Here is a 25,099-nt window from a genome sequence, read left to right as displayed (position 1 = left end):
CATGGGCTATCGCCTTTCGAAGATCTACACACGCACCGGTGACCGAGGCGAAACCGGCTTGGGCGACGGGCGCCGGGTTGCCAAGGACCATCCGCGGGTCGAGGCCATCGGCGAAGTGGACACGCTCAACAGCCACCTGGGGCTGTTGTTGGCAGGGCTCGCCGAACACGGGCTGACGGAGGTGAGCGACGTGCTGGCCCCGTGTCAGCATCGGTTGTTCGACCTGGGAGGCGAGCTGGCGATGCCCAGCTACCAGGGGCTCACCCTCCAAGAGGTGGAGCGTCTGGAAGCGGCCATCGATGTGTGGAACGAAGAATTGGGGCCGTTGGAGAACTTCATTCTGCCCAGCGGTTCGGCGTTGGTCGCCCAAGCTCATGTCTGCCGCAGCCAGGCCCGTACGGCCGAGCGCCGTTGCCAGCAGTTGAACGCGGTGGAACCACTGGGCGCCGTAGGCCTGGCCTACCTGAACCGGCTCTCGGACCTGCTGTTCGTCGCCTCGCGCATCATCGGCCGCCGTCAGGGGGTGGCCGAAGTACTCTGGGAAGCGGCCAAGCGGCCTGTGTAAGCACGGCAGGCCGGCGCTTTGGCGTCGGCCGCCTCTTCACCCTCCCATCACTCGACGTTCGGCCAGAACGCTCGAATCCCCGCTACACCTTGCGCGCCCGCCTGCCAGGCCTGCTCGCGCTGCTGCGGCCCGACCCCGCCCAACACGAACACCGGCTGGTTGAACCCGGCGATCAACCTCTGTACCTGCTCCCAACCCAGAGGCGTCGCCTCGGGGTGGGTCTGGGTGGCCTGCACTGGCGACAAGGTGACGAAATCCACGCCCATCTGTTCGGCCAATGCCAACTCTTCGGCATCGTGGCAGGAGGCCGCTAGCCAACGTGACGTCGGGAACGGCCGGCCCTTGGCCGCGTATTTGCGCAACTGCGCGGCGGTCAGGTGCCAGCCCGCTGCCGGGAAGTCGCCCAACCACTCCAGTGGCCCTTTGAGCATCAGTTGCGCTTTGCCGGCGCAGAGACCCACGGCATCCACGGCGATGTCGCGGTACTTGGGGTCGTAGCCATCGGGCGCGCGCAGCTGGATCAGGCCGATGCCATTGGCGACGGCCTGGCGGATGCCGCGCAGCAGTTGCCCAGGGTCCTGGTCGTCTGGGGTGATCAGGTACTGGTCCGGCAAGCGCGCCGCCGCCACGATCGGCCGGTTGGCTTGGGGAAATTCGTAGCTGGGCAGATCCCGCGGGGCGACCCAGGCCAGTGGCTGACCTTCGGCACCGTGGGGTTCGCCGGTGAACGCGCTGACTTCGCGCACCTCCAGCAGCACTCGCTTGTCGGGGTAGTCGTGGCTGACGGTGATCAAGGGCCGCGAGGCGCTGACCTCGATACCCAACTCCTCGCGCAGCTCGCGCGCCAGTGCCGCCTCGACCGCCTCCCCCGCTTCGACCTTACCCCCCGGAAACTCCCACAGCCCGCCCTGATGCTGGCTGGCGCTGCGCTGGGCCAACAGGACCTGACCATCGGCCCGCCGGATCACGGCAGCCACCACATGCACCCGGCTCATGCCTGGGCCTCGGCCAAGCCGGCCTGCCGCCAGGTTTGGAACGCCGGCCAGGCATAGATGGCTTCGATGTAGGCCGCCGCCTGCGCCGGCACCTCGACGCGGTAGGTGCGCAGGCGCACGGCGACCGGTGCGAAGAAGGCATCGACGATGCCCGGCGCGCCGAACAGGAACGGCCCGGGCGTGGTGCAGGCCGTCCGGCATTCGGCCCAGAGGGCGACGATGCGGTCGATGTCGGCTTGTACCTGCGCGGGCATCGGTTCCAGCGCCTGATCGCGCGTGACATCGAAAGGCATGGCGGTGCGCAGCTCGGCGAAGCCGCTATGCATCTCGGCGCAGGCGGCCCGGGCTTTGGCGCGCGCGGCGATGTCCTGCGGCCACAGCTGCGCGTCCGGATGCCGCTCGGCAAGGTACTCGGCGATGGCCAGGGAATCGGCGATGGAGCCGTGCTCGCTCTTGAGCACCGGCACTTTGCCAGTGGTCGAGTGCTGCAGCAGGTGCGCGCGGGTGTCGGGCTGCTTGAGCTTGACCAAGGTCTGCTGGTAGGGAGCCCCGGTCAGGTCCAGCGCCAAGGCGGCGCGCAGCGACCAGGAGGAGTAGCGCTTGTCGCCGATGATCAGGTGATAGCTCATGGTGGACTCCAGGCGGTACGAGGTCGCCATCGACGCGCACTGGAGTGCCGTCGACGGCGCATGGGGCCGCGGCCGCCGGGGCTAGGCCGGCGCCGGGCGGGGGGGATCAGGTACGGTATTCGGCGTTGATCTTGACGTATTCGTGGGACAGATCGGTGGTCCAGATGGTCTCGCTGCACGCGCCACGGCCCAACTCGATGCGGATGGTGATTTCGGCCTGGGCCATCACCGCCGAACCCTGCTCCTCGGTGTAGCTGGCGCTGCGCCCGCCCTGGCTGGCGATGCACACGTCGCCCAGGTACACGTCGATCAGGCTCACGTCCAGATCCGGCACCCCGGCACGGCCTACGGCGGCGAGGATGCGCCCCCAGTTCGGGTCGGAGGCGAACAGCGCGGTCTTGATCAGCGGCGAATGCGCCACGGCGTAACCGACGTCCAGGCACTCCTGCGGGTTGCCGCCGCCGTTGACCTGCACCGTGACGAACTTGGTGGCGCCTTCACCGTCGCGCACGATGGCCTGGGCCACTTCCATGCACACTTCGAACACCGCCGCCTTGAGCGCTTCGAACAGCTCGCCCGAGGCCTGGGTGACTTCCGGCACGTCGGCCTGGCCGGTGGCGATCAGCATGCAGCAGTCGTTGGTCGAGGTGTCGCCGTCGATGGTGATGCGGTTGAACGACTTGTTGGCGCCGTCGAGGATCAGGTCCTTGAGCACCGCCGGGGCGACCTTGGCGTCGGTGGCGATGTAGCCGAGCATGGTCGCCATGTTCGGGCGGATCATCCCCGCGCCTTTGCTGATGCCGGTGACGGTGACGGTCTGGCCGTCGAACTGGAACTGCCGGCTGGCGCCCTTGGGCAGGGTGTCGGTAGTCATGATGCCGGTCGCGGCCATGGCCCAGTTGTCTTCGCGCAGGTCGTCGAGGGCCGCTTGCAGGGCGCCTTCGATCTTCTCCACGGGCAGCGGCTCGCCGATCACCCCGGTGGAGAACGGCAGCACGGCGCTGGCTTCGACGCCGGTCAGTTCGGCGAGCTTGGCACAGGTGCGCTCGGCTGCTGCCAGGCCCGGCGCGCCGGTGCCGGCGTTGGCATTGCCGGTGTTGGTCAGCAGGTAGCGGACCGGGCCTTGCACGCGCTGACGGCAGAGGATCACCGGCGCCGCGCAGAACGCATTGAGGGTGAACACGCCCGCCACGCTGGAGCCTTCGGCGCAGCGCATCACCACCACATCCTTGCGTCCGGGACGCTTGATGCCCGCCGAGGCGATGCCGAGTTCAAAACCCGGAACCGGGTGCAAGGTGGGCAGAGGACCAAGACCGACAGCCATGTAAGCGCTCCTAGACAAAACAGTGGGGGTATCGGCACGCCTTCACTGGCGCAGCCGCTTGAAAAATGACCGGGGCCGCTGAGCGGCCCCGGGTGTTGCGATCGTCAGGCCAGGTGTGTCACCTGGCCTGGATGGGCCATGCGGCCCGTGTCACTCGATCTGGCCGTGACAGTGCTTGAACTTCTTGCCCGAACCACACCAGCACAGCTCGTTGCGACCCAGCTTCTGGTCGTTGCGCACGGGCTCTGCGGCTGCGACCACCGCGGTCGGCTCTTCCACCGCTTCGGGGTCGACGTCCAGACCTGGCGCCGGCGCGTGCTCGAACTGCATGCGGCTGGCCAACTCCTCGGCGTCGCGACGCAGACGCGCCTCTTCCTCTTCCGGATCTTCGCGGCGTACCTGCACATGGGACAGCACGCGGATGGCGTCGCGTTTGATCGACTCCAGCAGCTCCTGGAACAGGGTGAACGACTCGCGCTTGTACTCCTGCTTGGGGTTCTTCTGCGCATAGCCGCGCAGGTGGATACCGTGGCGCAGGTGGTCCATGGTCGACAGGTGGTCTTTCCACAGGTCGTCCAGCACGCGCAGCAGAATCTGTTTCTCGAAGCTGCGCAGCGCCTCTTCGCCCGCCTGGTCTTCCTTCTCGGTGTAAGCGGTGGTGATCTCGCTGAGCAGTCGCTCGCGCAGGGTCTCTTCGTAGAGGTGGTCGTCTTCGTCGAGCCACTGCTGGATCGGCAGTTTCATGCCGAAGTCGCTGGACAACGCAGCTTCCAGACCGGCCACGTCCCACTGCTCAGGCAGCGATTGCGGCGGGATGTGCTGGCTGATGGTGGTGTCGAGCACTTCCTGGCGGAAGGCGACGATGGTCTCGCCGATGTTCTCGGCCGCCAGCAGGCTGTTGCGCATGTGGTAGATGACCTTGCGCTGCTCGTTGGCCACGTCGTCGTATTCGAGCAACTGCTTGCGGATGTCGAAGTTGCGGCCTTCGACCTTGCGCTGGGCCTTCTCGATGGCATTGGTGACCATGCGGTGCTCGATGGCCTCGCCGGACTGCATGCCCAGCGCCTTCATGAAGTTCTTCACGCGGTCGGAGGCGAAGATGCGCATCAGGCTGTCTTCGAGCGACAGGTAGAAGCGGCTCGAACCCGGATCGCCCTGACGGCCGGAACGGCCACGCAGCTGGTTGTCGATACGGCGCGATTCATGGCGCTCGGAGGCGATGACGTGCAGGCCGCCGGTTTCGATGACTTGCTGGTGGCGCTTCTGCCAGTCGGCCTTGATCTGCGCGATCTGCTCGGCGGAAGGGTCTTCCAAGGCCGCGACCTCGGCTTCCCAGTTGCCGCCCAGCAGGATGTCGGTACCGCGACCGGCCATGTTGGTGGCGATGGTCAGCGCGCCCGGGCGACCGGCCTGGGCAATGATCTCGGCTTCCTTCTCGTGGTACTTGGCGTTGAGCACCTTGTGCTCGATGCCTTCCTGGGTGAGCAGGCGCGACATGTGCTCGGAGGTTTCGATGGTGGCCGTACCGACCAGTACCGGACGGCCCTGGGCCATGCTCTCGCGGATGTCGGCGATGATCGCCTGGTACTTCTCTTCGGAGGTCAGATAGACCAGGTCGTTGAAGTCCTTGCGCGCCAGCGGCTTGTTCGGCGGGATCACCATCACGTTGAGCGAGTAGATCTGGGCGAACTCGAACGCTTCGGTGTCGGCGGTGCCGGTCATGCCGGACAGCTTGTTGTAGAGGCGGAAGTAGTTCTGGAAGGTGGTCGAGGCCAGGGTCTGGCTTTCGGCCTGGATGTTCAGGTTTTCCTTGGCCTCGATGGCCTGGTGCAGGCCCTCGGAGAGGCGGCGGCCCGGCATGGTGCGGCCGGTGTGCTCGTCGATCAGCAGCACCTGGCCGTCTTGCACGATGTATTCCACGTTGCGGTGGAACAGCTTGTGTGCGCGCAGGCCGGCGTAGACGTGGGTCAGCAGGCCCAGGTTGTGCGCCGAGTAGAGGCTCTCGCCTTCGGCCAGCAGGCCTGCCTGGGTGAGCATCTCTTCGATGAACTGGTGGCCGGCTTCGTTGAGTTCGACCTGGCGGGTCTTCTCGTCGATGCTGTAATGGCCTTCCTGGGTGACCTGGCCTTCGACTTCTTCGATGTGCTGGGTCAGGGTCGGGATCAGGCGGTTGATCTCGATGTACAGCTTGGAGCTGTCTTCGGCCTGGCCGGAGATGATCAACGGGGTACGCGCTTCGTCGATGAGGATCGAGTCGACTTCGTCGATCACGGCGAAGTTGAGTTCGCGCTGGAATTTCTCGTCCTGGCTGAACGCCATGTTGTCGCGCAGGTAATCGAAACCGAATTCGTTGTTGGTGCCGTAGGTGATGTCGGCGGCATAGGCGGCGCGCTTCATCTCGGGTGGCTGGAACGCCGAAACGATACCCACGGACAGGCCAAGGAATTCGTACAGCGGGCGCATCCAGTTGGCGTCCCGGGTAGCCAGGTAGTCGTTGACCGTGACCACGTGCACGCCTTTGCCCGACAGGGCATTGAGGTACACGGCCAGGGTACCGACCAGGGTCTTGCCTTCGCCGGTGCGCATTTCCGCGATCATGCCTTCGTGCAAGGTCATGCCGCCGATCAGCTGGACGTCGAAGTGGCGCATGCCCATGACCCGCTTGCCGGCTTCACGGGCTACGGCGAAGGCTTCGGGCAGCAGTTGATCAAGCGTCTCGCCTTTGGCCAGGCGCTCTTTGAACTCTGCGGTCTTGGCGCGCAGCTGCTCGTCGGAGAGGGCGACCATTTTCTCTTCGAAGGCATTGACGGTGCTGACCGTCTTGAGCATGCGTTTGACTTCACGCTCGTTCTTGCTTCCAAAAAGTTTCTTTAACAAAGGCGCAAACATATAGGCAGGATCTTCCACACGTGGGGATGGAGGGCGGCCCCATGAGTCGCCCGTGCAGCCGAGGGCCGCATGCGAACGAGCATTCTACCCGGAAACGATGGTGAGGAAAGTGGTCGATGTCCACGATGCTGGCACAGCGCTTTGGCAGGGGCGTTTGTAACATAAGGTCATTATTGCCAAGTTCAAGGCAACGAATCATGAAAGCTATGGACACTGATTAGGGCCATGTTTCTGCATACCCGGGACACATTCGTTTAATTAAGGCAAACGTAGCGCCCCCCAGCACTTGCGCGCACCTCTGTTAGACTGCCGCCTTCGTCAGTTTTGGCATGCGCCCATGGCCTACAAGCCCTCCCCCGCCCTTCCTCCTGCCGTGCTATTGCGCCAGGCCCGCCCGTTGCGCCGTCTGCTCAGCCAGGCCGAACGCATCGCGCATTTGCAGCGCCTGCTGGAAAGCCAACTGCAGCCGGCCGCACGGGCCCACTGCCACATCGCCTCGTGGCGCGACGGCGTGCTGTTGCTGATCGTCACCGATGGCCATTGGGCGACGCGCCTGCGCTATCAGCAGAAGCGCTTGCAGCGCCAGTTACAGGCGTTGGAAGCGTTCGCGAACCTGAACCGCATACTGTTCAAGGTGCAGCCGCCGCTGGTGCCGGCCAGGCGCCAGGGCCAGGGCCCGGAGCTGTCCAGCGATGCGGCCGACAGTATTCGCGGTTCGGCCGAAGGCATCACCGACCCCAAGCTGCGGGCAGCGCTCGAACGCTTGGCCGCACATGGACCACGCAAGGATTGATCGACTCCTTCGCGCGTCGTCGGCTTATCGGGGCCCAATAAAAAGGCCACCCGAAGGTGGCCTCAAGAACGACTAGAGAGTGTTCGAACTTACACCGCTGCAACAGGGCGCATGTAGGAGATAGGCGCCGTACTGGCGTCTTCGAAAACGACCACTTCCCAAGCATCCGTTTCGGCGATCAATTTGCGCAACAGCTGGTTGTTCAGCGAATGGCCGGACTTGTAGCCCTTGAATTCGCCGATCAGGCTGTTGCCCAGCAGGTAGAGATCGCCAATCGCGTCGAGAATCTTGTGCTTGACGAATTCGTCTTCGTAACGAAGACCGTCTTCGTTGAGCACGCCTTCCTCATCCACCACGATGGCGTTGTCGACGCTGCCGCCGAGTGCGAGGTTGTGCTTGCGCAGGTATTCGATGTCACGCATGAAACCGAAAGTACGTGCGCGGCTGACTTCCTTCACGAACGAGGTGCTCGAGAAATCGACGCTGGCGCTCTGCGTGCGGTTACGTAGAACCGGGTGATCGAAATCAATCTCGAAACTCACCTTGAACCCTTCGAAAGGCAGGAAGGTGGCGCGCTTGTCGCCCTCCTCCACGGTTACCTCACGCAGGATGCGGATGAACTTCTTGGGTGCGTCCTGTTCTTCGAGACCGGCGGATTGAATCAGGAATACGAACGGACCGGCGCTGCCGTCCATGATCGGCACTTCCGAGGCGGAGAGCTCGACGTAGGCGTTATCGATGCCCAGACCCGCCATGGCGGACAGCAAGTGCTCGACCGTATCGACTTTGACGTCACCGTTGACCAGTGTGGTGGACATGGTGGTCTCACCGACATTGGCCGCACGTGCGGCGATTTCGACCACAGGGTCGAGATCGGCACGGCGGAAGACGATGCCGGTATCGACGGGCGCCGGCTTGAGGGTCAGGTAGACCTTCTCACCGGAATGCAGGCCGATGCCGGTAGCGCGAATGGTGTTCTTCAGGGTGCGTTGTCTAATCATGGCATTGGCCGCTTCATCGCTAATTGCGAACAGGTATCAACAAAGGCTGGAAATAATACCAGAGCCAACCTTTGATGAATACCAATCACCCCTATAGTCCTGATAAATTCCATCAATCGGCCTGACGACGCAGGAAGGCTGGAATGTCCAGGTAATCCAGATCGTCCTGAGGGTTCAGCTTGGCCGCAGCGGACGTGCCGGCGTGCGCCTGGTTGCGCATGACGGTCGGACGCTCCAGATCGCGGTAGTTGACTTCCGCTTTCTCGGTCGGGCGGCTGGCGGCGGCCGGGTTGGACGACTCGTACACCGCCTGGGCGGTTTGCAGGGTGTTGTCGACCACCTTGACCGGCTTCTCGATGCGCGCACCGAGGCCGGTGGCCACGACGGTCACGTGCAGTTCGTCGCGCATGTCCGGGTCGATCACGGTGCCGACCTTGACCATGGCATGGTCGGAGGCGAAGGCCTCGATGATGCTACCCACGTCGGAGTACTCGCCCAGCGACAGGTCGGGACCGGCGGTGATGTTGACCAGGATGCCGCGGGCGCCCTGCAGGTTGACGTCTTCGAGCAGCGGGTTGCGGATGGCCGCCTCGGTGGCTTCGCGAGCACGGTTCGGACCGCTGGCGCAGCCGGTGCCCATCATCGCCATGCCCATTTCGCCCATCACGGTGCGCACGTCGGCGAAGTCGACGTTGATCATGCCCGGACGCTTGATGATGTCGGAGATACCGCGAACGGCACCGGCCAGCACGTCGTCGGCCTTGGCGAAGGCGGACAGCAGGCTGGCGTCCTTGCCCAGGATGGTCAGGAGTTTTTCGTTGGGAATGGTGATCAGCGAGTCGACGCTTTCAGCCAGCATGCGGATGCCTTCGTCGGCGATCTGCATGCGCTTGCGACCCTCGAAGGGGAACGGACGGGTCACCACCGCAACGGTGAGGATGCCCATTTCCTTGGCCACTTCGGCGATGATCGGCGCTGCACCGGTACCGGTACCGCCACCCATGCCGGTGGTGATGAAGACCATGTTGGTGCCCTGCAGCACCTCGGCGATGCGCTCGCGGTCCTCCAGTGCGGCCTGACGGCCGACTTCCGGGTTGGCACCTGCGCCCAGGCCTTTGGTGACCCCGGTACCCAGTTGCAGGATAGTACGCGCACCGATGCTCTTGAGCGCCTGGGCATCGGTGTTGGCGCAGATGAATTCGACGCCTTCGATGCTGCTTTTGACCATGTGGTTGACGGCGTTGCCACCGCCGCCACCGACGCCGATCACCTTGATGACCGGACTTTGCGGGACGTTGTCTACGAGCTCGAACATTTTCCCTCTCCTTACAGTTCTCTAGTTGTTGCGCCTACCACTACTGCTTTGAAACTTAGAAATTGCCCTGCACCCAGCGCTTGAAGCGTTCGAGCACTGGAGCCTTAGGTTCATCGCCATAGCTGTTGTTGTTGCTGTTACCGGACAACGGCAGCTCATCGGTCTGCTTATGCAAACCGTAGCTGAGCAAGCCTACGCCGGTGGAATAGATTGGGTTGCGCACGACGTCGCTCAGACCCCGGACGCTGTGCGGTACGCCCAGGCGTACCGGCATGTGGAAGATTTCTTCGGCCAACTCTACGGCGCCTTCCATCTTCGCGGTGCCGCCGGTGAGGACGATGCCCGCGGGGATGAGGTCTTCGTAGCCACTGCGACGCAGTTCCGCCTGGATCAGGGTGAACAGCTCGTCGTAACGCGGCTCCACCACTTCGGCCAACGCCTGGCGCGACAGCTCGCGCGGCGGACGGTCGCCCACGCTCGGCACCTTGATGGTTTCACCGGCACCGGCCAGTTTGGCCAGGGCGCAGGCGTAACGGATCTTGATTTCTTCGGCGTACTGGGTCGGCGTGCGCAGCGCCATGGCGATGTCGTTGGTGACCTGGTCGCCGGCGATCGGAATCACCGCGGTGTGGCGAATGGCGCCTTCGGTGAAGATGGCGATGTCGGTAGTGCCGCCGCCGATGTCGACGATGCACACGCCCAGCTCTTTCTCGTCATCGGTCAGCACGGCGTAGGCCGAGGCCAGTTGCTCGAGGATGATATCGTCGATTTCCAGGCCGCAGCGGCGCACGCACTTCTCGATGTTCTGCGCCGCGTTCACCGCGCAGGTCACCACGTGGACCTTGGCTTCCAGACGCACGCCCGACATGCCCAAGGGCTCGCGCACGCCTTCTTGATTGTCGATCACGTAGTCCTGGGGCAGCGTATGCAGCACGCGCTGGTCGGCCGGGATGGCGACGGCCTGGGCCGCGTCCAGCACCCGTTCCAGGTCGGCGGTGCTGACCTCGCGGTCGCGGATGGCGACGATGCCGTGGGAGTTGAGGCTGCGGATGTGGTTGCCGGCCACCCCGACGAAGGCCGAGTGGATGCGGCAGCCGGCCATTAGCTGCGCTTCTTCCACGGCGCGCTGGATCGACTGCACCGTCGACTCGATGTTGACCACCACGCCTTTTTTCAAGCCGCGTGACGGATGGGTGCCGATGCCCACGATTTCCAGGGTGCCGTCGGCGGCGACTTCACCCACCAGCGCCACCACCTTGGACGTACCGATGTCCAGCCCGACGATCATTTTGCCGCTATGCGCGTTTGCCATGGTCCTGCCTCTCTCTAATTCTTCGCGACGGCGGGGTCGGCCGTCGTCGGTGCAATCGGTTCCCGCCAGCCCACGGCCAGGCCGTTGGCGTAACGCAGATCAATGCGGGCGATATTGTTGATCTGCTCTTTGAGCGTCTTGTCGTATATGGCAATGAAACGGCGCATCTTCTCGAGCAAATGGTCACGCCCCAGCAGCAGTTCGATACCGGCGCCCGAGCTGCCGCCGCCGGTGGTCAGGAACCAGCTGCCCCGCTCGCGCAATTCCAAACGCGCAATGGAGAAGCCGAGGGGGCGCAGCATCTGGCTCAAGACCTGGTACTGCTGCATCACTTGCTGCTGGGCGCGTTGCGGCCCGGCAAGCTGCGGCAAGTGGTTGTAGTTGGACAGCTCGCGCGGCGTGAAGGCCTGGCCCTGGTTGTTGAGCAGCGCCGCGTCGCCCCAACGGGCCACCGGCAGTTGCTCTTCCAGGCGCACCACCACCTCGTCGGGCCAGACCCGACGCACTTCGGCGTGGGCGATCCACGGCATGGTTTCGAGCTCGCTGCGCATCGCTGCCAGATCGACGCTGAAGAAGCTTGCCGCCACGAAGGGCGCGATCCGCTGCTGCACCGCCTGCTGGCTGATGTAGCTGAGGTCGCCCTGCACGGCGATCTTGCTGATCGGGCGATCGGCATAGGGCATGAGGCGGATCGCCCCTTCGTACGCACCGAACCCGGCCGCGACCAACAACACGGGCCACAGCAGACGCTTGAGCACCGAGAAGTTGGCTTTGGGCAGGCGCGCCGACATCGGCTCGGTGGCCTCCAGTCGGCTGGCACCACGCGGCACCGGCTTGCTGCGGCCGGGGGCGGGTTGCTGATGACGTACCATCGCGCCTTGCATGGATCGTTAACCTCGCGTCTCGACGCTGGCGGCCAGGATCGCCAGCACCAACTGCTGGAAGTCCAGACCGGCCGCGCGGGCCGCCATGGGTACCAGGCTATGATCGGTCATGCCTGGTGCGGTGTTGACTTCGAGCAGCCAGAAGCGGCCTTGCTCGTCCTGCATCACGTCCAGCCGCCCCCAGCCTTCGATGCCGATGGCATCGCAGGCGCGCGCGGTCAGGTCGATCAGTTCTTGCTCCCGCGCGGCATCGAGCCCGCAGGGAATTCGGTATTGGGTGTCATTGGCGACGTATTTGGCGTCGTAGTCGTAGAACACATGGGGCGTGCCAAGGGCGATCGGCGGCAGCACCTGGCCGCGCAATACCGCGACAGTGAACTCGGGACCATGAATCCATTGCTCGACAAGGACCTGGGAATCGTAGTGGGCGGCATCCTGCCAAGCGGCGACCAGCTCTTGCGCGCTGTTCACCTTGGCCATGCCGATACTTGAACCTTCATGGGCGGGTTTGACGATAAGCGGGAAGCCCAGTTCCGTGGCGGCGCGAATACAGTCGTTTTCGCTGGCCAGCACGGCGTGGCGCGGGGTCGGAATGCCCAGGCTCTGCCACACCTGCTTGGTGCGCAGCTTGTCCATCGCCAGGGCCGAGGCCAGGATGCCGCTGCCGGTGTAGGGGATGCCCAGGCATTCGAGCAGGCCCTGCATGCTGCCGTCTTCGCCGCCGCGGCCATGCAGGATGATGAAGGCGCGGTCGATGTGCTCGTCCAGCAGACGTTGCAGCAGGTCGTCGCCGACATCGATGCCGACCACGTCGACGCCGGCGTCACGCAAGGCGCCGAGCACGGCGTTGCCTGACTTGAGCGACACTTCGCGCTCGGCGCTCTTGCCGCCGTACAGGACCGCGACGCGGCCGTAGGCCTTGACGTCGAGGGTGGCGTGCAGTCGGTCGTAGGCGCTGCTCATTTCAACGTCTCCTGGGCAGTCTTGGCACCCGCGAACAGCGGGCTTTTCATCAGTTGTGGCGCCAGACCGCCGACGTCGCCGGCGCCTTGGCAGATCAGGATGTCATCGGCGCGCAGCAGCGGCTTGACCAGGGGCGCGAGCTCGGCGCCACGCTCGATGTAGATGGGGTCGAGCTTGCCGCGCTGGCGGATGCTGTGGCACAGCTGACGGCTGTCGGCGCCGGGAATGGGCTCTTCGCCCGCTGGATAGACTTCCATCAGCAGCAGTACGTTGGCATCGCCCAGCACCTGCACGAAATCGTCGTACAGGTCGCGGGTACGGCTGTAGCGGTGCGGCTGGTAGACGATCACCAGACGGCGGCTCGGCCAGCCGCCGCGTACGGCCTTGATCACCGCGGCGACTTCGGTGGGGTGATGGCCATAGTCGTCGACCAGCATCACGCTGCCGCCTTCGACCGGCAGCTCGCCATACACCTGGAAGCGTCGCCCAACGCCCTGGAAGCCCGACAGCCCTTGCACGATGGCTTCGTCGCTGATGCCCTCGTCGGTGGCGATGGCGATGGTCGCCAGGGCATTGAGCACGTTGTGGTTGCCCGGCATGTTGACCGAGACTTCCAGCGGGGCGAGGTCACGGCGCAGCACGGTGAAGTGGGTCTGCATGCCCTGCTGGCGCACGTTGATGGCGCGGATGTCGGCCTCTTCGCTGAAGCCGTAGGTGACCGTCGGGCGTTTGACCTGGGGCAGGATCTCGCGCACGACAGGGTCGTCCAGGCACATCACCGCCAAGCCGTAGAACGGCAGGTTGTGCAGGAATTCGACGAAGGTCTTCTTCAGCTTGTTGAAGTCGCCTTCGTAGGTCGCCATGTGGTCGGCGTCGATGTTGGTGACCACGGCGACCATCGGTTGCAGGTGCAGGAAGCTGGCGTCGCTCTCGTCGGCTTCGGCGATGAGGTAGCGGCTGGTGCCGAGCTGGGCATTGGTACCGGCGGCGGTCAGGCGGCCGCCGATGACGAAGGTCGGGTCCAGGCCGCCTGCGGCGAACACCGAGGCCAGCAGGCTGGTGGTGGTGGTCTTGCCGTGGGTGCCGGCCACGGCGATGCCATGGCGGTAGCGCATCAGCTCGGCGAGCATTTCGGCCCGCGGCACCACGGGGATGCGCCGCTCCAGGGCGGTCGCCACTTCCGGGTTGGCCGGGTTGATGGCGCTCGACACCACCAGCACATCGGCGCTGGCGGCGTTTTCGGCGCGGTGGCCGACGAAGATTTCGGCACCGAACGACTGCAAGCGCTCGGTCACCGTCGAAGCCTTCAGGTCGGAGCCGGACACCTGGTAGCCCAGGTTCAGCAGGACTTCGGCGATCCCGCACATGCCCACGCCGCCGATACCGACGAAGTGGATGCGCCGGATGCGGCCCATTTTCGGGTGGGGCATGGCTTTCTGGTGTTCAACCATGGGCCACCTCCAGGCAGATATCGACTACGGTGCTGGTTGCCGCAGGTTTGGCCAGCCGACGCGCGGTGCCGGCCATGGTGTGGAGCTTCTCGGGTTGCATCAGCACCTCGTTCAGACGTTCAGCGAGCTGGGCTGCGCCAGTGGTCGCTTGTGGCATCAGGAAGGCCGCGCCGTCCTGCGCCAGGTAATGGGCGTTGTGGGTCTGGTGGTCGTCAATCGCATGGGGCAAGGGCACCAACAGCGCCGGCAAGCCGGCGGCGGCCAGTTCGCTCACGGTCAGTGCGCCTGCGCGGCAGACCACCAGGTCGGCCCAGCCATAGGCATGGGCCATGTCCTTGATGAAGGGTTCGACGTGCGCCTGCACCCCGACCTCGCGGTAGCGCTGGTCGGTGATCTCGGCGTGCTGCTTGCCGGCCTGGTGGAAGACTTCCGGGCGGACGCTCGCGGGCACTTCGGACAGGGCCTTAGGCAGCAATTTATTCAATGGTTCCGCACCCAGGCTACCGCCGAGCACCAGCAGACGCGCGCGACGCGCGCCCAATGGCTCGCGTGGTGCCTGCAGGAACAGTTCGGGACGCACCGGGTTGCCGGTGGTGCGACGTTTGTCGCTGGTCGGGAAGGTATCGGGGAAGGCCTCGCAGACCCGCGCCGCCATGGGCACCAGCAAGCGATTGGCGGTACCGGCCCGGGCGTTCTGTTCATGGATGATCAAGGGCACCCCGCACCATTTGGCGGCGACGCCGCCAGGGCCGGTGACATAGCCGCCAAAACCCAGGACGCACACCGGCCGCAGTTCGCGCATGATGCGCCGGGCCTGCAGCACGGCCTTGACCAGCGTCAACGGCGCCTTGAGCAGTGACAGTTTGCCCTTGCCGCGTAGCCCGCTGACCTGGATCAGGTGCAGGGCGATACCGGCCTGGGGCACCAACTCGTTCTCGATGCCACGGGGCGTGCCGAGCCAGTGCACGGTGTAGCCGCGGGCCTGGAACTCGCGCGCGCAGGCCAAGGCCGGGAACACATGGCCGCCGGTGCCGCCGGCCATGATCAGTACGTTCTTGCCGTCAGCGGCCATGGGCGGGCTCCTCGGCAAAATCCTTCTCGCTGAATTCGTGCTCTTCGCTGCCCAAATGGGTTCGGCTTTCCCACTCGATGCGCAGCAACAGCCCCACGCAGGCGCAGCAGATCACCAGCGAACTGCCCCCATAGCTGAGGAACGGCAAAGTCAGGCCCTTGGTCGGCAGCAGGCCGACGTTCACGCCGATGTTGATCAGGAACTGGCCGATCCACAGGAACGCCAGGCCGAAGGCCATGTAGGCCGCGAAATACTGCTTGGCCTTTTCCGCCCACAAGCCGATGTACAGCGCACGCACGGTGACGAACACGAACAGCGCCACGGTGCACAGGGTGCCGACCACGCCCAGCTCTTCGGCCAGTACCGAGAACACGAAGTCGGTGTGCGCTTCGGGCAGGTAGAACTGTTTCTGCACGCTGTTGCCCAGGCCCACGCCCAACCATTCGCCGCGACCGAAGGCGATCAGCGCCTGGGTCAGCTGGTAGCCGGAGCCGAACTGGTCCGACCAGGGGTCGGTGAAGGTGATCAGGCGCGCCATCCGGTACGGCTGCGCCTGCACCAGCACGAACACCGCGACCACCGCCAGCACCACCATCAGACTGAAGCGGAACAGCCCCACCCCGCCGAGGAACAGCATGGCGGCCGCCGCGCCCATCATCACCACGGTAGCGCCGAAGTCCGGTTCCATCAGCAGCAGGCCGGCCATCGGCAGCAGCACGATGAACGGCTTGAAGAAGCCCATCCAGCTTTCGCGCACTTCCTGCTGCCGACGCACCAGGTAACCGGCGAGGTAGATCACCACGAAGACCTTGGCGATTTCCGAAGGCTGCACGTTGAAGAAGCTGAAGCCGATCCAGCGCATCGAACCGTTCACCTCACGGCCGATGCCCGGCACCAGCACCAGCACCAGCAGGGCGAAAGCGCCGACCAGCATCATGAAGCCCATGCGCTGCCAGGTGGAAATCGGCACCAGCATGGTCACGCCACAGGCGACCAGGCCCAGAGCCACGTAGATCAGGTGGCGGAACATGTGGTACAGCGGATTGCCCGACTGCACGGCGGCCACTTCCGAAGAAGCCGAGGTGATCATCACCAGGCCCAGGCCGAGCAGCGCCAGGCAACCGGCGAGGAAAGCGAAATCCAGATCGATGCCACGGCCGCTGATCAGCGGCGACGGGTATGGCTTGATGACGCGAAAGATCATGCCAGCCTCTCTGCGGCCTGGGCGAACAGACGCCCCCGCTCTTCGAAATTCTTGAACATGTCGAGGCTGGCGCAGGCCGGCGACAGCAGCACGGCGTCGCCTGGCTCGGCACGCTCGGCGCACTGCCCGACCGCTTCGTCGAGGCTGCCCACACGGACCAACGGTACTTGCTCGCCCAATGCCTGCGCCAGACGCTCGGCATCGCGGCCCAGCAGCACCACGGCGCGGCAGTGGCGTGCGACCGGCGCGCGCAGGGCGGAAAAGTCGGCGCCCTTGCCGTCGCCACCGGCGATCAGCACCAGCTTGCCGTCGATTTCGGCGCCCAGGCCTTCGATGGCGGCCAGGGCCGCGCCCACGTTGGTCGCCTTGGAATCGTCGTACCACTGCACGCCGTTGCGTTCGCGCACCCACTGGCAGCGGTGCGCCAAGCCGGTGAACGTGCGCAGCGCGTCGAGCATCGGCGCGAACGGCAGGCCGGCGGCATGGCCCAAGGCGAGGGCCGCGAGGGCGTTGCTCTGGTTATGCGCGCCGCGCACTTTCAACTCGCGCACCGGCATCAGGCACTCGAACTCGTAGGCCAGGTATTTTTCGCCGTCGCGTTCGCGCAGCCCGAAGCTTTTGAAGTCGGGCACGCTCAGGCCGAAGCTGGACGACGGGCGCCCTTCCACCGGCAGCGGCCGGCTCAGGGCGTCGTCACGGTTGACCACCACGTGTCGGGCGCCACGGAAGATGCGGTGCTTGGCCAGGTGATAGGCCGGCAGGCCGCTATAGCGGTCCATGTGGTCTTCGCTGATGTTGAGCACTGTGGCCACCTGCGCATTGAGCGGGTCGACGGTTTCCAACTGGAAGCTCGACAGCTCCAGCACGTACAGCTCCACGGCATCGTCCAGCAGGTCGAGTGCCGGGGTGCCGAGGTTGCCGCCCACCGCCACGCGCTTGCCCGCTTGGCTCGCCATTTCGCCGACCAGGGTCGTGACCGTGCTCTTGGCGTTGGAACCGGTGATGGCCACCAGCGGCGCCTTGGCATGCCGGGTGAACAGTTCGATGTCGCCCGACAGGCGCACGCCACGGGCGGCGGCCTGTTGCAACGCCGGCGTGGCCAAGGCCAGGCCCGGGCTCACATACAGCTCGTCGGCGCGGCAGAGGAAATCGACGTCCAGTTCGCCACAGCGCACTTCGACCTGCGGGTAGTCGCGGCGCAGCGTTTCCAGCTCCGGAGGCTGCGCGCGGGTGTCGGCCACCGCAAAGGCGATGCCCCGGCTCGCCAGGAAGCGAACCAGGGACATGCCGCTCTTGCCGAGGCCGACAACGATGCGGAAGTGGTCGGAAGCGATCAATGACACGCGCGTCTACCTCAACTTCAGGGTGGCGAGGCCGATCAGCACCAGGATCACGGTGATGATCCAGAAGCGCACGATCACCCGTGGCTCGGGCCAGCCTTTGAGTTCGAAATGGTGGTGGATCGGCGCCATGCGGAACACGCGCTTGCCGGTCAGCTTGAAACTGGCGACCTGGATGACCACCGACAGGGTTTCCATGACGAACACCCCGCCCATGATGAACAGCACGATTTCCTGGCGCACGATCACCGCGATGGTGCCCAGGGCCGCGCCCAGCGCCAGCGCGCCGACGTCACCCATGAACACTTGCGCCGGATAGGTGTTGAACCAGAGGAAGCCCAGGCCCGCGCCGATCAGCGCGCCGCAGAACACGATCAGCTCGCCCGAACCCGGCACATACGGGATCAGCAGGTATTCGGCGAACTTCACGTTGCCCGACAGGTAGCAGAAGATGCCCAGCGCGCCGCCGACCATCACGGTCGGCATGATCGCCAACCCGTCCAGGCCGTCGGTGAGGTTGACCGCGTTGCTGGAGCCGACGATGACGAAGTAGGTCAGCACCACGAAGCCGATGCCTAGCGGGATCGTCACGTCCTTGAGGAACGGCACGATCAGCGTGGTTTCGACGCTGGTCGGCGCGGTTTGATAGAGGAAGATCGCCGCGCCCAGGCCGAACACCGATTGCCAGAAGTACTTCCAGCGGCTTGGCAGGCCGCGCGAGTTCTTCTCGATGACCTTGCGGTAGTCGTCGACCCAGCCGATGGCGCCGAACAGCAGCGTGACGATCAGCACCACCCACACATAGCGGTTGGAGAGGTCGGCCCAGAGCAAGGTACTGACGCCGATGGCCGAGAGGATCAACGCACCGCCCATGGTCGGCGTGCCGGATTTGGACAGGTGCGACTGCGGCCCGTCATTGCGCACGGCCTGGCCGATCTGACGCATTTGCAGGGTGCGGATCATCCAGGGCCCGAGCCACAAGGACAGCGACAACGCGGTCAGCACCCCGAGAATGCCGCGCAGGGACAGGTACTGGAAGACCGCGAAGCCTTTGTGGAACTGTTGCAGATACTCGGCCAACAGCAGCAGCATTAATGTTTCTCCCCGCTGGAACCGCACAGTGCCGCCACGACGTTTTCCATCGCAGCGCTGCGCGAACCCTTGATCAAAATGGTGGTGTTGCCGGTGGCCTGGCCGCGGACGGCCTCGATCAGCTCGGCTTGAGAAGCGAAGTGGCGGCCATTGTGGCCATATGCATCGACGGCATGTGCCATGTGGCTACCCACCGCGTACAAGGCGTCGACCTTGCCACGGGCGTAGGCGCCCACCTGGCGGTGGCCTTCCTCGGCCCACTGCCCCAACTCGCCGATATCCCCGAGCACCAGGACGGTGCGACCGGAAAAGCCGGCGAGTATATCAATGGCCGCGCACATCGAGGTGGGATTTGCATTGTAGGTGTCGTCGATGACGCATGCACCGCCAGGTGCCAGTTGCGCCACGGTACGGCCCTTGACCGGTTGCACCGCGTTCAGGCCCTGCGCGATGTGCGCCAGGCTCACGCCCAAGGCGTGTGCGGCGGCGGCGGCGGCCAAGGCATTGCCGACGTTGTGCACGCCGAGCAGGTTCAGTTGTACGGGCACGCTGCCTTGAGCAGCGTGCAGGGTGAAACCCGGGCAGCCACGGGCATCGCGCTCGATGGCGCTGGCGTGGAAATCGGCGGCGACGTTGCTCAGGGCGAAGCTGAGCACCGGGTGGCGACCGGCACGTTCATGCCAGATGGGATAGGCCTTGTCGTCCAGGTTGAGCACGGCGATGCCGCCCTCGCCCAGGCCTTCGAGAATCTCGCCCTTGGCCTCGACGATTTTTTCCGGGCCGCCGAACTCGCCGACATGGGCGGTGCCGGCGTTGTTGAGGATCACCACGTGCGGCCGGGTCAGGCCCACCGTGTAGCGAATCTCGCCCAGGCGCGAGGCGCCCAGTTCGATGACCGCGGCGCGGTGTTGCGGCGCGATCTCCAGCAGCGTCAGCGGCGCGCCCAGGTCGTTGTTGAGGTTGCCGCGGGTGGCCAACACTTCGCCGCGCGTGCGCAGGATGCTGGCGAGCATTTCCTTGACCGTGGTCTTGCCGCTGGAGCCGGTGATGGCCACCACCGGCTGGGTGAAGGCGGCGCGGTTCAGTGCGCCGAGCTGGCCGAGGGCCAGGCGGCAGTCGGCCACGCGCAGTTGCGGCAGGTCGATGCCGGGTACCTCACGTTCGACCAGTGCTGCGACCGCGCCTTTGGCCTGGACGTCGGCCAGGTAGTCGTGGCCGTCGAAACGCGGCCCGGCGAGGGCGACGAACAACTGGCCAGGCACGACCGAACGGCTGTCGATGCTCACACCGTCGAAGCGCGCGTCGGCGCCCAGGCGCGAGGCTTGCAGCGGCTCGACCAATTGGCTGAGGGTCATGGCCTCAAGCATGTTGCACTCCCCAATGGGCCAGGGCCTGTTCGGCTTCTTGCAGATCGGAGAAGTCGTGGCGTTGGCCGGCGATCTCCTGGTAGTCCTCATGCCCCTTGCCTGCCAGCACCACGACGTCGTCGACGGCGGCAGAAGCGATCAACCGGGCGATGGCCGAGCCACGACCGTCGATGAACTCGACCGCCTCGACACGGCTGAAACCTGGGCGGATGTCGTCGAAAATGCGCGCGGGCACTTCGTGGCGTGGATTGTCGTCAGTCACCACCACGCGGTCTGCCAGGCGCTCGGCCACTTCGGCCATCAGCGGGCGCTTGCCGCGGTCACGGTCGCCGCCGCAGCCGAACAGGCACAGCAGCTTGCCGCGGGCATGCGGGCGCAGGGCGGTGAGCACCTTGTCCAACGCATCCGGGGTATGGGCGTAGTCGACCACCACCAGCGGCTTGTCGCCGCCGCCCAGGCGCTGCATGCGCCCTACCGGGCCCTGTAGTTGCGGGACGACCGCAAGGATTTCGTCCAGCGCATAATCCAGGGCCAGCAAGGTAGCCACAGCGGCCAGGGTATTGCTCAAGTTGAAGCGGCCCAGCAGTTGGCTGCGCAGGGTCCGCTCGCCTTGGGCGGTGACCAGGGTGGCATGCACGCCATCGTCGCTGAAGGTGGCGGCGCGGCAGTACAACGAGGCTTCGGACTGCTCCAGGCTGTAGCTGATCAGCCGGGTTTCGATGAGCTCGCGGCCCGGCATGGCGGCGAAATCGGCGGCTAGGCGACGGCCGAAGTCGTCGTCTAGGTTGACCACCTGACAGCGCAGCCCCGGCCAGGCGAACAGCTTGGCCTTGGCGGCCTCGTAGGCTTGCATGCTGCCGTGGTAGTCGAGGTGGTCGCGCGACAGGTTGGTCATCACCGCGATGTCGAACGCAAGAGCGGCGACCCGGCCCTGGTCGAGCGCGTGGGACGAGACTTCCATCGCCACGGCGCGGGCGCCGGCTTTCTTCAAGTCGTACAGCGTGGATTGCACTGCGATCGGGTCGGGCGTGGTCAGGCGGCCGCTTTGCAACTCGCCATGGAAGCCCGTACCCAAGGTGCCGATAAGGCCACAGCGTTGCCCCAGCAGATCGAGCGCTTGAGCCACCAACTGGGTGACGCTGGTCTTGCCGTTGGTGCCGGTCACGCCGATCAGGTCCAACTGGCGGCTGGGCTCGCCGTAGAAACGCCCGGCGATCTCCGACAGTTGCGCCACCAGGCCCTTGACCGGAATCAGCGGCACGTCGGTGAGCGGCAGCACTACCGAACCCTGCTCCTCATAGGCGACCGCCGCCGCGCCGCGGGCCAGCGCATCGGCGATGTGCGCACGGCCGTCGAGCTTGGCGCCCGGCACGGCGAGAAACAGATCGCCAGGGCGTACCTGGCGGCTGTCGAGGGTCAGTTCGCGGATCAACGGATCGTGACTGGCGTGGGCGAACAATTTGCTCAGTGGCATCGTCATTATCCACGCCCTCCTTTGGCGGGTACTGAACTGGCTTGCTGCGCATCGGTCGGTGGCGGCAAGTTGTCTGGCGGCACGTTCAGCAGGCGCAACGTGCCGGACATGACCTTGCTGAACACCGGCGCCGAGACCAGGCCGCCGAAGTAGCCGCCTTTGCTCGGTTCGTCGATGACCACGACGATGGCGTAACGCGGGTCGCTCATCGGACCGAAGCCTGCGAACAAGGAACGGTAGGCGTTCTCGGTGTAGCCCTTGGAGCCGACGGTGGCCTTACGTGCGGTCCCGGACTTGCCGGCCACGTGATAGAACGGCACCTGAGCGCGGTAGACGCCGCGCGGCGCCTCGATCACTTGCTGGAGCATGCCCTGGATGGTCTCGGCGGTGGCCTTGGGCACCACCTGGGTGGCCTCGGGCTCCTTGTCGAGTTTGAGGATCGACAGCGGCACCATCTTGCCGTCGTTGGCCAGGGCCGCGTAGGCGTGCACCAGTTGCAGGGCCGTTACCGACAGGCCATAGCCGTAGGACAGGGTCGCGGTTTCGGCCTTGCGCCACTCGCGGTGGTTGGGCAGGTTGCCGACGCGCTCGCCCGGGAAGCCCAGGCCGGTGTACTGACCGAGGCCCAGCTGGGACATGACCCGGTAGATCGCTTCGCCACCGATGTCGAAGGCGACCTTGCTCATGCCGACGTTACTGGAGTTGATCAGGATGCCGGTCAGGTCGAGGATCGGCCCTTCGCTGCGCGACACGTCCTTGATGGTGTAGCGGCCGATCTGCAGGCTGCCGGGGTAGACCTCGACCTTGTCGGTGGGCTTCCAGCGACCGCTTTCCAGGGCCGCGCTCATCGACAGCGGCTTGACCGTGGAGCCTGGCTCGAACACGTCGATGATCGCCCGGTTGCGCATGGCCGACGGGAACATGCTGCGACGGTTGTTGGGGTTGTAGGTGGGCTGGTTGACCATCGCCAGCACTTCGCCAGTCTTGACGTCCATGATCACCAGGCTGCCGGCCTTGGCTTCCTGTTCGGCGATGGCGTTGCGCAGCTCGCGGGTAGCCAGGTATTGCAGACGCAGGTCGATGGACAAGGCCAGGGTCTTGCCGGCCTTGGCGTTCTTGGTCACCTGCACGTCCTTGATCAGCCGGCCGCGGCGGTCCTTGATGACCTGGCGCTTGCCCGGCACGCCGGCCAGCCATTCGTCATAGGCCAGTTCCACGCCTTCACGGCCGTGGTCGTCGAGGTCGGTGAAGCCGACCATGTGCGCGGTCACATCGCCTGCCGGATAGAAGCGGCGGAACTCTTCCATGCCGTAGACGCCCGGCACCTTGAGGTCGAGCACCTGCTGCCCCTGCTCGGGCGTCAGGCCGCGGACCAGGTAGATGAACTCCTTGTTGGCCTGCTGGGTGAGGCGCTCGATCAATTGCTGCGGGTTCTGCCCCATCACCGCGGCCAATTGCGGCCAGCGGTCCTTGGCCACCTGCATTTCCTTGGGATTGGCCCACAAGGTGGTGACCGGCGTACTGACGGCCAGCGGCTCGCCGTTGCGGTCGGTGATCAGACCACGGTGCGCGGGAATGGGAATGTGGCGCAGGCTACGGGCATCGCCCTGGCCCTTGAGGAAGTCGCGATCGACGACCTGCAGGTCGATGATGCGCCAGCAGATGGCGCCCACCATCACGGCCAGCAGCGCGATCACCACGCGGAAACGCCAGGGATAGAGCGCACCTTCGAGTTTCATCATGGCGCGATCATCCGTACTTCGTCGGCGGCGGGCACACGCATCTTCAATTGCTCGCTGGCGAGGTTCTCGATACGGCTATGGGCGGTCCAGGTGCTTTGCTCGAGAATCAGGCGCCCCCACTCGGCCTGGGCCTTGTCGCGGTCGTTGAGCTCGCCGTACAGCGTGTTGAGCAGCTGGCGGTTCCAATGCGCGCTGTAAGACACTGCGATGGCCGAGACCAGCACGCCGATGAACAGCAAGAGCATGAAGAAACTGCCGCCAGGCAGCGGTTTGGCGAAAAGCTTGCTCACCGCAACTTCTCCGCCACGCGCATCACGGCACTGCGCGAACGCGGATTGGCCTTGAGTTCGGTTTCGGAGGCGAACTGCGCTTTACCGATCAGCCGCACGCGCGGTTCGAAGACCTTGTGCTGCACCGGCAGGTTGCGCGGCAGGTTGTCCGCCTCGCCTTTGGCCAGCTTGCGCATGAAGAGTTTGACGATGCGGTCTTCGAGCGAGTGGAAGCTGATCACCACAAGGCGTCCACCGACTTGCAGCGCATCGAAAGCGGCTTGCAGCCCGGTTTCGAGGTCGCCCAGCTCGTTGTTGACGTGGATGCGCAACCCCTGGAACGCCCGGGTGGCGGGGTTCTTGCCCTTCTCCCAGGCGGGGTTGGCGACCTTGAGCACTTCGGCCAGGTCTGCGGTGCGGGTGAACGGCTGTTCTTCGCGACGTTGCACGACGGCTCTGGCCATGCGGCGCGCGAAACGCTCTTCGCCGTATTCCTTGAACACGCGGGCGATTTCTTCTTCCGCGGCCTGGGCGATGAACTGGGCGGCGCTCATGCCCTGGTCGGGATTCATGCGCATGTCCAGCGGGCCGTCGTTGAGGAAGCTGAAGCCGCGCGCCGGGTCGTCGAGCTGCGGCGAGGATACGCCCAGGTCCAGAAGCACGCCGGCAACCTTGCCTTCCAGGCCCTGGGTGGCGACTTCATCGGCCATCTCGGCAAAGCTGCGCTGCACAATGACGAAGCGGCCATCTTCGGCCGCCAGCGCTTGTCCTGTGGCAATTGCCTGAGGGTCTTTGTCGAAGCCGAGTAGACGCCCCTGCGGTCCGAGCCTGCTGAGCAGCAAACGGCTATGCCCACCCCGGCCGAAAGTGCCATCTACATAGCAACCGTCGTCGCGCAGGTCCAATGCTTCGACCGCTTCGTCGAGCAGCACGGTGATGTGGTTGAAGCCGCTTTCTTTAGTCACAGGATCAGGTCACGCAAATCGTCGGGCATGGCGCCAGGTTGTTGAATAGCTGCGAGATCGGCCGCTGAAACGTCGTTCCAGGCTTGTTCGTCCCACAACTGGAATTTGTTCAGTTGCCCCACCAGCATCGTCTTCTTGTCGAGCCGGGCGTATTCGCGCAAACGCGGTGGCACTAGAAAGCGCCCACTGCCGTCGAGTTCCAGATCGACCGCATTGCCGATCAGCAAACGCTGAAGGCGGCGGTTCTCTTCACGCAACGAAGGTAAGGCGCGCAATTTGGTTTCTATCTGTTCCCATTCATCGAGGGGATAAACGCACAAGCAGGGATCGGCGGCGTCGATGGTGATGATCAGTTGGCCGTCACTTCGCGAATTCAACTCGTCACGGTACCGACTCGGCATAGCGAGCCTGCCTTTGGCATCGAGGCTAACGGCATTGGCTCCGCGAAACACG

22 protein-coding genes are annotated in these 25,099 nt (G+C 65.0%); 2 read left to right on the top strand and 20 right to left on the bottom strand.

Going from position 1 to position 25,099, the window contains the following annotated elements:
* The first annotated feature begins 1 nt into the window (after position 1).
* Positions 2-565, top strand: coding sequence for a cob(I)yrinic acid a,c-diamide adenosyltransferase (locus B4M43_RS04705; protein WP_296264658.1), 564 nt, complete (start codon positions 2-4; stop codon positions 563-565).
* A 47-nt stretch (positions 566-612) separates the two neighbouring features.
* On the opposite strand, the gene B4M43_RS04700 is transcribed toward B4M43_RS04705, so the two are convergent.
* From B4M43_RS04700 to secA, 4 genes are all read right to left on the bottom strand, one after another.
* On the bottom strand, positions 613-1,560 hold the full coding sequence (locus tag B4M43_RS04700; RefSeq protein WP_296264656.1) for a Nudix family hydrolase: 948 nt from the start codon (positions 1,558-1,560) through the stop codon (positions 613-615).
* Positions 1,557-2,189 (bottom strand): glutathione S-transferase family protein, encoded by a 633-nt coding sequence (locus B4M43_RS04695; RefSeq protein WP_296264654.1) that lies wholly within the window; start codon positions 2,187-2,189, stop codon positions 1,557-1,559. The genes B4M43_RS04700 and B4M43_RS04695 overlap by 4 nt, the downstream gene beginning before the upstream one ends.
* Before the next feature lie 106 nt (positions 2,190-2,295).
* Positions 2,296-3,513 carry a bifunctional glutamate N-acetyltransferase/amino-acid acetyltransferase ArgJ gene (argJ, locus tag B4M43_RS04690; RefSeq protein WP_296264653.1) on the bottom strand — a complete coding sequence of 406 codons (1,218 nt, stop codon included), beginning with the start codon at positions 3,511-3,513 and terminating at the stop codon, positions 2,296-2,298.
* A gap of 150 nt (positions 3,514-3,663) precedes the next feature.
* The gene (gene secA, locus B4M43_RS04685) at positions 3,664-6,402 is read right to left on the bottom strand and encodes a preprotein translocase subunit SecA (RefSeq protein ID WP_296264651.1); all 2,739 of its coding nucleotides are present in this window, start codon (positions 6,400-6,402) and stop codon (positions 3,664-3,666) included.
* Positions 6,403-6,739: 337 nt separating this feature from the next.
* Between secA and B4M43_RS04680 the strand changes: the two genes are divergently transcribed.
* On the top strand, positions 6,740-7,195 hold the full coding sequence (locus tag B4M43_RS04680; protein WP_296264649.1) for a DUF721 domain-containing protein: 456 nt from the start codon (positions 6,740-6,742) through the stop codon (positions 7,193-7,195).
* A gap of 89 nt (positions 7,196-7,284) precedes the next feature.
* On the opposite strand, the gene lpxC is transcribed toward B4M43_RS04680, so the two are convergent.
* From lpxC to mraZ, 16 genes are all read right to left on the bottom strand, one after another.
* Positions 7,285-8,196 carry a UDP-3-O-acyl-N-acetylglucosamine deacetylase gene (lpxC, locus tag B4M43_RS04675; RefSeq protein ID WP_296264647.1) on the bottom strand — a complete coding sequence of 304 codons (912 nt, stop codon included), beginning with the start codon at positions 8,194-8,196 and terminating at the stop codon, positions 7,285-7,287.
* 112 nt (positions 8,197-8,308) lie between these two features.
* Complete coding sequence (ftsZ, locus tag B4M43_RS04670) at positions 8,309-9,511, bottom strand: cell division protein FtsZ (protein WP_296264646.1); 1,203 nt, start codon at positions 9,509-9,511, stop codon at positions 8,309-8,311.
* A gap of 55 nt (positions 9,512-9,566) precedes the next feature.
* Complete coding sequence (gene ftsA / locus B4M43_RS04665) at positions 9,567-10,823, bottom strand: cell division protein FtsA (RefSeq protein WP_296264644.1); 1,257 nt, start codon at positions 10,821-10,823, stop codon at positions 9,567-9,569.
* Positions 10,824-10,837: 14 nt separating this feature from the next.
* Positions 10,838-11,707 carry a cell division protein FtsQ/DivIB gene (locus B4M43_RS04660; protein WP_296264642.1) on the bottom strand — a complete coding sequence of 290 codons (870 nt, stop codon included), beginning with the start codon at positions 11,705-11,707 and terminating at the stop codon, positions 10,838-10,840.
* 6 nt (positions 11,708-11,713) lie between these two features.
* On the bottom strand, positions 11,714-12,670 hold the full coding sequence (locus tag B4M43_RS04655; protein ID WP_296264640.1) for a D-alanine--D-alanine ligase: 957 nt from the start codon (positions 12,668-12,670) through the stop codon (positions 11,714-11,716).
* A complete protein-coding gene (gene murC / locus B4M43_RS04650; RefSeq protein WP_296264638.1) occupies positions 12,667-14,121 on the bottom strand; it encodes a UDP-N-acetylmuramate--L-alanine ligase in 1,455 nt (484 codons plus the stop codon). Before murC ends, B4M43_RS04655 begins: the two co-directional genes overlap by 4 nt.
* A complete protein-coding gene (gene murG / locus B4M43_RS04645; protein WP_296264636.1) occupies positions 14,114-15,193 on the bottom strand; it encodes an undecaprenyldiphospho-muramoylpentapeptide beta-N-acetylglucosaminyltransferase in 1,080 nt (359 codons plus the stop codon). Before murG ends, murC begins: the two co-directional genes overlap by 8 nt.
* Positions 15,183-16,397, bottom strand: a complete 1,215-nt coding sequence (ftsW, locus tag B4M43_RS04640) for a putative lipid II flippase FtsW (protein ID WP_414707811.1) — start codon at positions 16,395-16,397, stop codon at positions 15,183-15,185. The genes murG and ftsW overlap by 11 nt, the downstream gene beginning before the upstream one ends.
* Positions 16,394-17,740 carry a UDP-N-acetylmuramoyl-L-alanine--D-glutamate ligase gene (murD, locus tag B4M43_RS04635; RefSeq protein WP_296264634.1) on the bottom strand — a complete coding sequence of 449 codons (1,347 nt, stop codon included), beginning with the start codon at positions 17,738-17,740 and terminating at the stop codon, positions 16,394-16,396. The genes ftsW and murD overlap by 4 nt, the downstream gene beginning before the upstream one ends.
* Before the next feature lie 6 nt (positions 17,741-17,746).
* Entirely contained in the window at positions 17,747-18,829 is a 1,083-nt protein-coding gene (gene mraY / locus B4M43_RS04630) for a phospho-N-acetylmuramoyl-pentapeptide-transferase (RefSeq protein WP_296264632.1), read from the bottom strand.
* Positions 18,829-20,196: a UDP-N-acetylmuramoyl-tripeptide--D-alanyl-D-alanine ligase gene (locus B4M43_RS04625; RefSeq protein WP_296264630.1), complete on the bottom strand. Its 1,368-nt coding sequence runs from the start codon at positions 20,194-20,196 to the stop codon at positions 18,829-18,831. Before B4M43_RS04625 ends, mraY begins: the two co-directional genes overlap by 1 nt.
* Positions 20,189-21,676, bottom strand: a complete 1,488-nt coding sequence (locus B4M43_RS04620) for a UDP-N-acetylmuramoyl-L-alanyl-D-glutamate--2,6-diaminopimelate ligase (protein WP_296264629.1) — start codon at positions 21,674-21,676, stop codon at positions 20,189-20,191. The genes B4M43_RS04625 and B4M43_RS04620 overlap by 8 nt, the downstream gene beginning before the upstream one ends.
* Positions 21,676-23,409: a peptidoglycan D,D-transpeptidase FtsI family protein gene (locus tag B4M43_RS04615; protein WP_296265325.1), complete on the bottom strand. Its 1,734-nt coding sequence runs from the start codon at positions 23,407-23,409 to the stop codon at positions 21,676-21,678. The genes B4M43_RS04620 and B4M43_RS04615 overlap by 1 nt, the downstream gene beginning before the upstream one ends.
* A complete protein-coding gene (ftsL, locus tag B4M43_RS04610) occupies positions 23,409-23,702 on the bottom strand; it encodes a cell division protein FtsL (protein ID WP_296264627.1) in 294 nt (97 codons plus the stop codon). The genes B4M43_RS04615 and ftsL overlap by 1 nt, the downstream gene beginning before the upstream one ends.
* Complete coding sequence (gene rsmH, locus B4M43_RS04605) at positions 23,699-24,646, bottom strand: 16S rRNA (cytosine(1402)-N(4))-methyltransferase RsmH (protein ID WP_296264625.1); 948 nt, start codon at positions 24,644-24,646, stop codon at positions 23,699-23,701. Before rsmH ends, ftsL begins: the two co-directional genes overlap by 4 nt.
* Positions 24,643-25,098 carry a division/cell wall cluster transcriptional repressor MraZ gene (mraZ, locus tag B4M43_RS04600; protein ID WP_296264623.1) on the bottom strand — a complete coding sequence of 152 codons (456 nt, stop codon included), beginning with the start codon at positions 25,096-25,098 and terminating at the stop codon, positions 24,643-24,645. The genes rsmH and mraZ overlap by 4 nt, the downstream gene beginning before the upstream one ends.
* Between the last annotated feature and the right edge of the window lies 1 nt (position 25,099).

Source organism: Pseudomonas sp. UBA6562, from assembly GCF_002434265.1.
Classification (GTDB): domain Bacteria; phylum Pseudomonadota; class Gammaproteobacteria; order Pseudomonadales; family Pseudomonadaceae; genus Aquipseudomonas.
Note: the sequence above shows the minus strand (reverse complement) of the source record. Positions and strands in the feature narration are given on the sequence as shown.

Coding starts and splice junctions, on each gene's coding strand:
- mraY (WP_296264632.1), bottom strand. CDS start 18,829: ATGCTGCTGCTGTTGGCCGAGTATCTGCAACAGTTCCACAAAGGCTTC.
- ftsZ (WP_296264646.1), bottom strand. CDS start 9,511: ATGTTCGAGCTCGTAGACAACGTCCCGCAAAGTCCGGTCATCAAGGTG.
- murG (WP_296264636.1), bottom strand. CDS start 15,193: ATGGCCGCTGACGGCAAGAACGTACTGATCATGGCCGGCGGCACCGGC.
- ftsA (WP_296264644.1), bottom strand. CDS start 10,823: ATGGCAAACGCGCATAGCGGCAAAATGATCGTCGGGCTGGACATCGGT.
- B4M43_RS04660 (WP_296264642.1), bottom strand. CDS start 11,707: ATGCAAGGCGCGATGGTACGTCATCAGCAACCCGCCCCCGGCCGCAGC.
- B4M43_RS04680 (WP_296264649.1), top strand. CDS start 6,740: ATGGCCTACAAGCCCTCCCCCGCCCTTCCTCCTGCCGTGCTATTGCGC.
- ftsW (WP_414707811.1), bottom strand. CDS start 16,397: ATGATCTTTCGCGTCATCAAGCCATACCCGTCGCCGCTGATCAGCGGC.
- B4M43_RS04625 (WP_296264630.1), bottom strand. CDS start 20,196: ATGCTTGAGGCCATGACCCTCAGCCAATTGGTCGAGCCGCTGCAAGCC.
- B4M43_RS04615 (WP_296265325.1), bottom strand. CDS start 23,409: ATGAAACTCGAAGGTGCGCTCTATCCCTGGCGTTTCCGCGTGGTGATC.
- B4M43_RS04655 (WP_296264640.1), bottom strand. CDS start 12,670: ATGAGCAGCGCCTACGACCGACTGCACGCCACCCTCGACGTCAAGGCC.
- murC (WP_296264638.1), bottom strand. CDS start 14,121: ATGGTTGAACACCAGAAAGCCATGCCCCACCCGAAAATGGGCCGCATC.
- B4M43_RS04705 (WP_296264658.1), top strand. CDS start 2: ATGGGCTATCGCCTTTCGAAGATCTACACACGCACCGGTGACCGAGGC.
- lpxC (WP_296264647.1), bottom strand. CDS start 8,196: ATGATTAGACAACGCACCCTGAAGAACACCATTCGCGCTACCGGCATC.
- argJ (WP_296264653.1), bottom strand. CDS start 3,513: ATGGCTGTCGGTCTTGGTCCTCTGCCCACCTTGCACCCGGTTCCGGGT.
- B4M43_RS04620 (WP_296264629.1), bottom strand. CDS start 21,676: ATGACGATGCCACTGAGCAAATTGTTCGCCCACGCCAGTCACGATCCG.
- B4M43_RS04695 (WP_296264654.1), bottom strand. CDS start 2,189: ATGAGCTATCACCTGATCATCGGCGACAAGCGCTACTCCTCCTGGTCG.
- B4M43_RS04700 (WP_296264656.1), bottom strand. CDS start 1,560: ATGAGCCGGGTGCATGTGGTGGCTGCCGTGATCCGGCGGGCCGATGGT.
- secA (WP_296264651.1), bottom strand. CDS start 6,402: ATGTTTGCGCCTTTGTTAAAGAAACTTTTTGGAAGCAAGAACGAGCGT.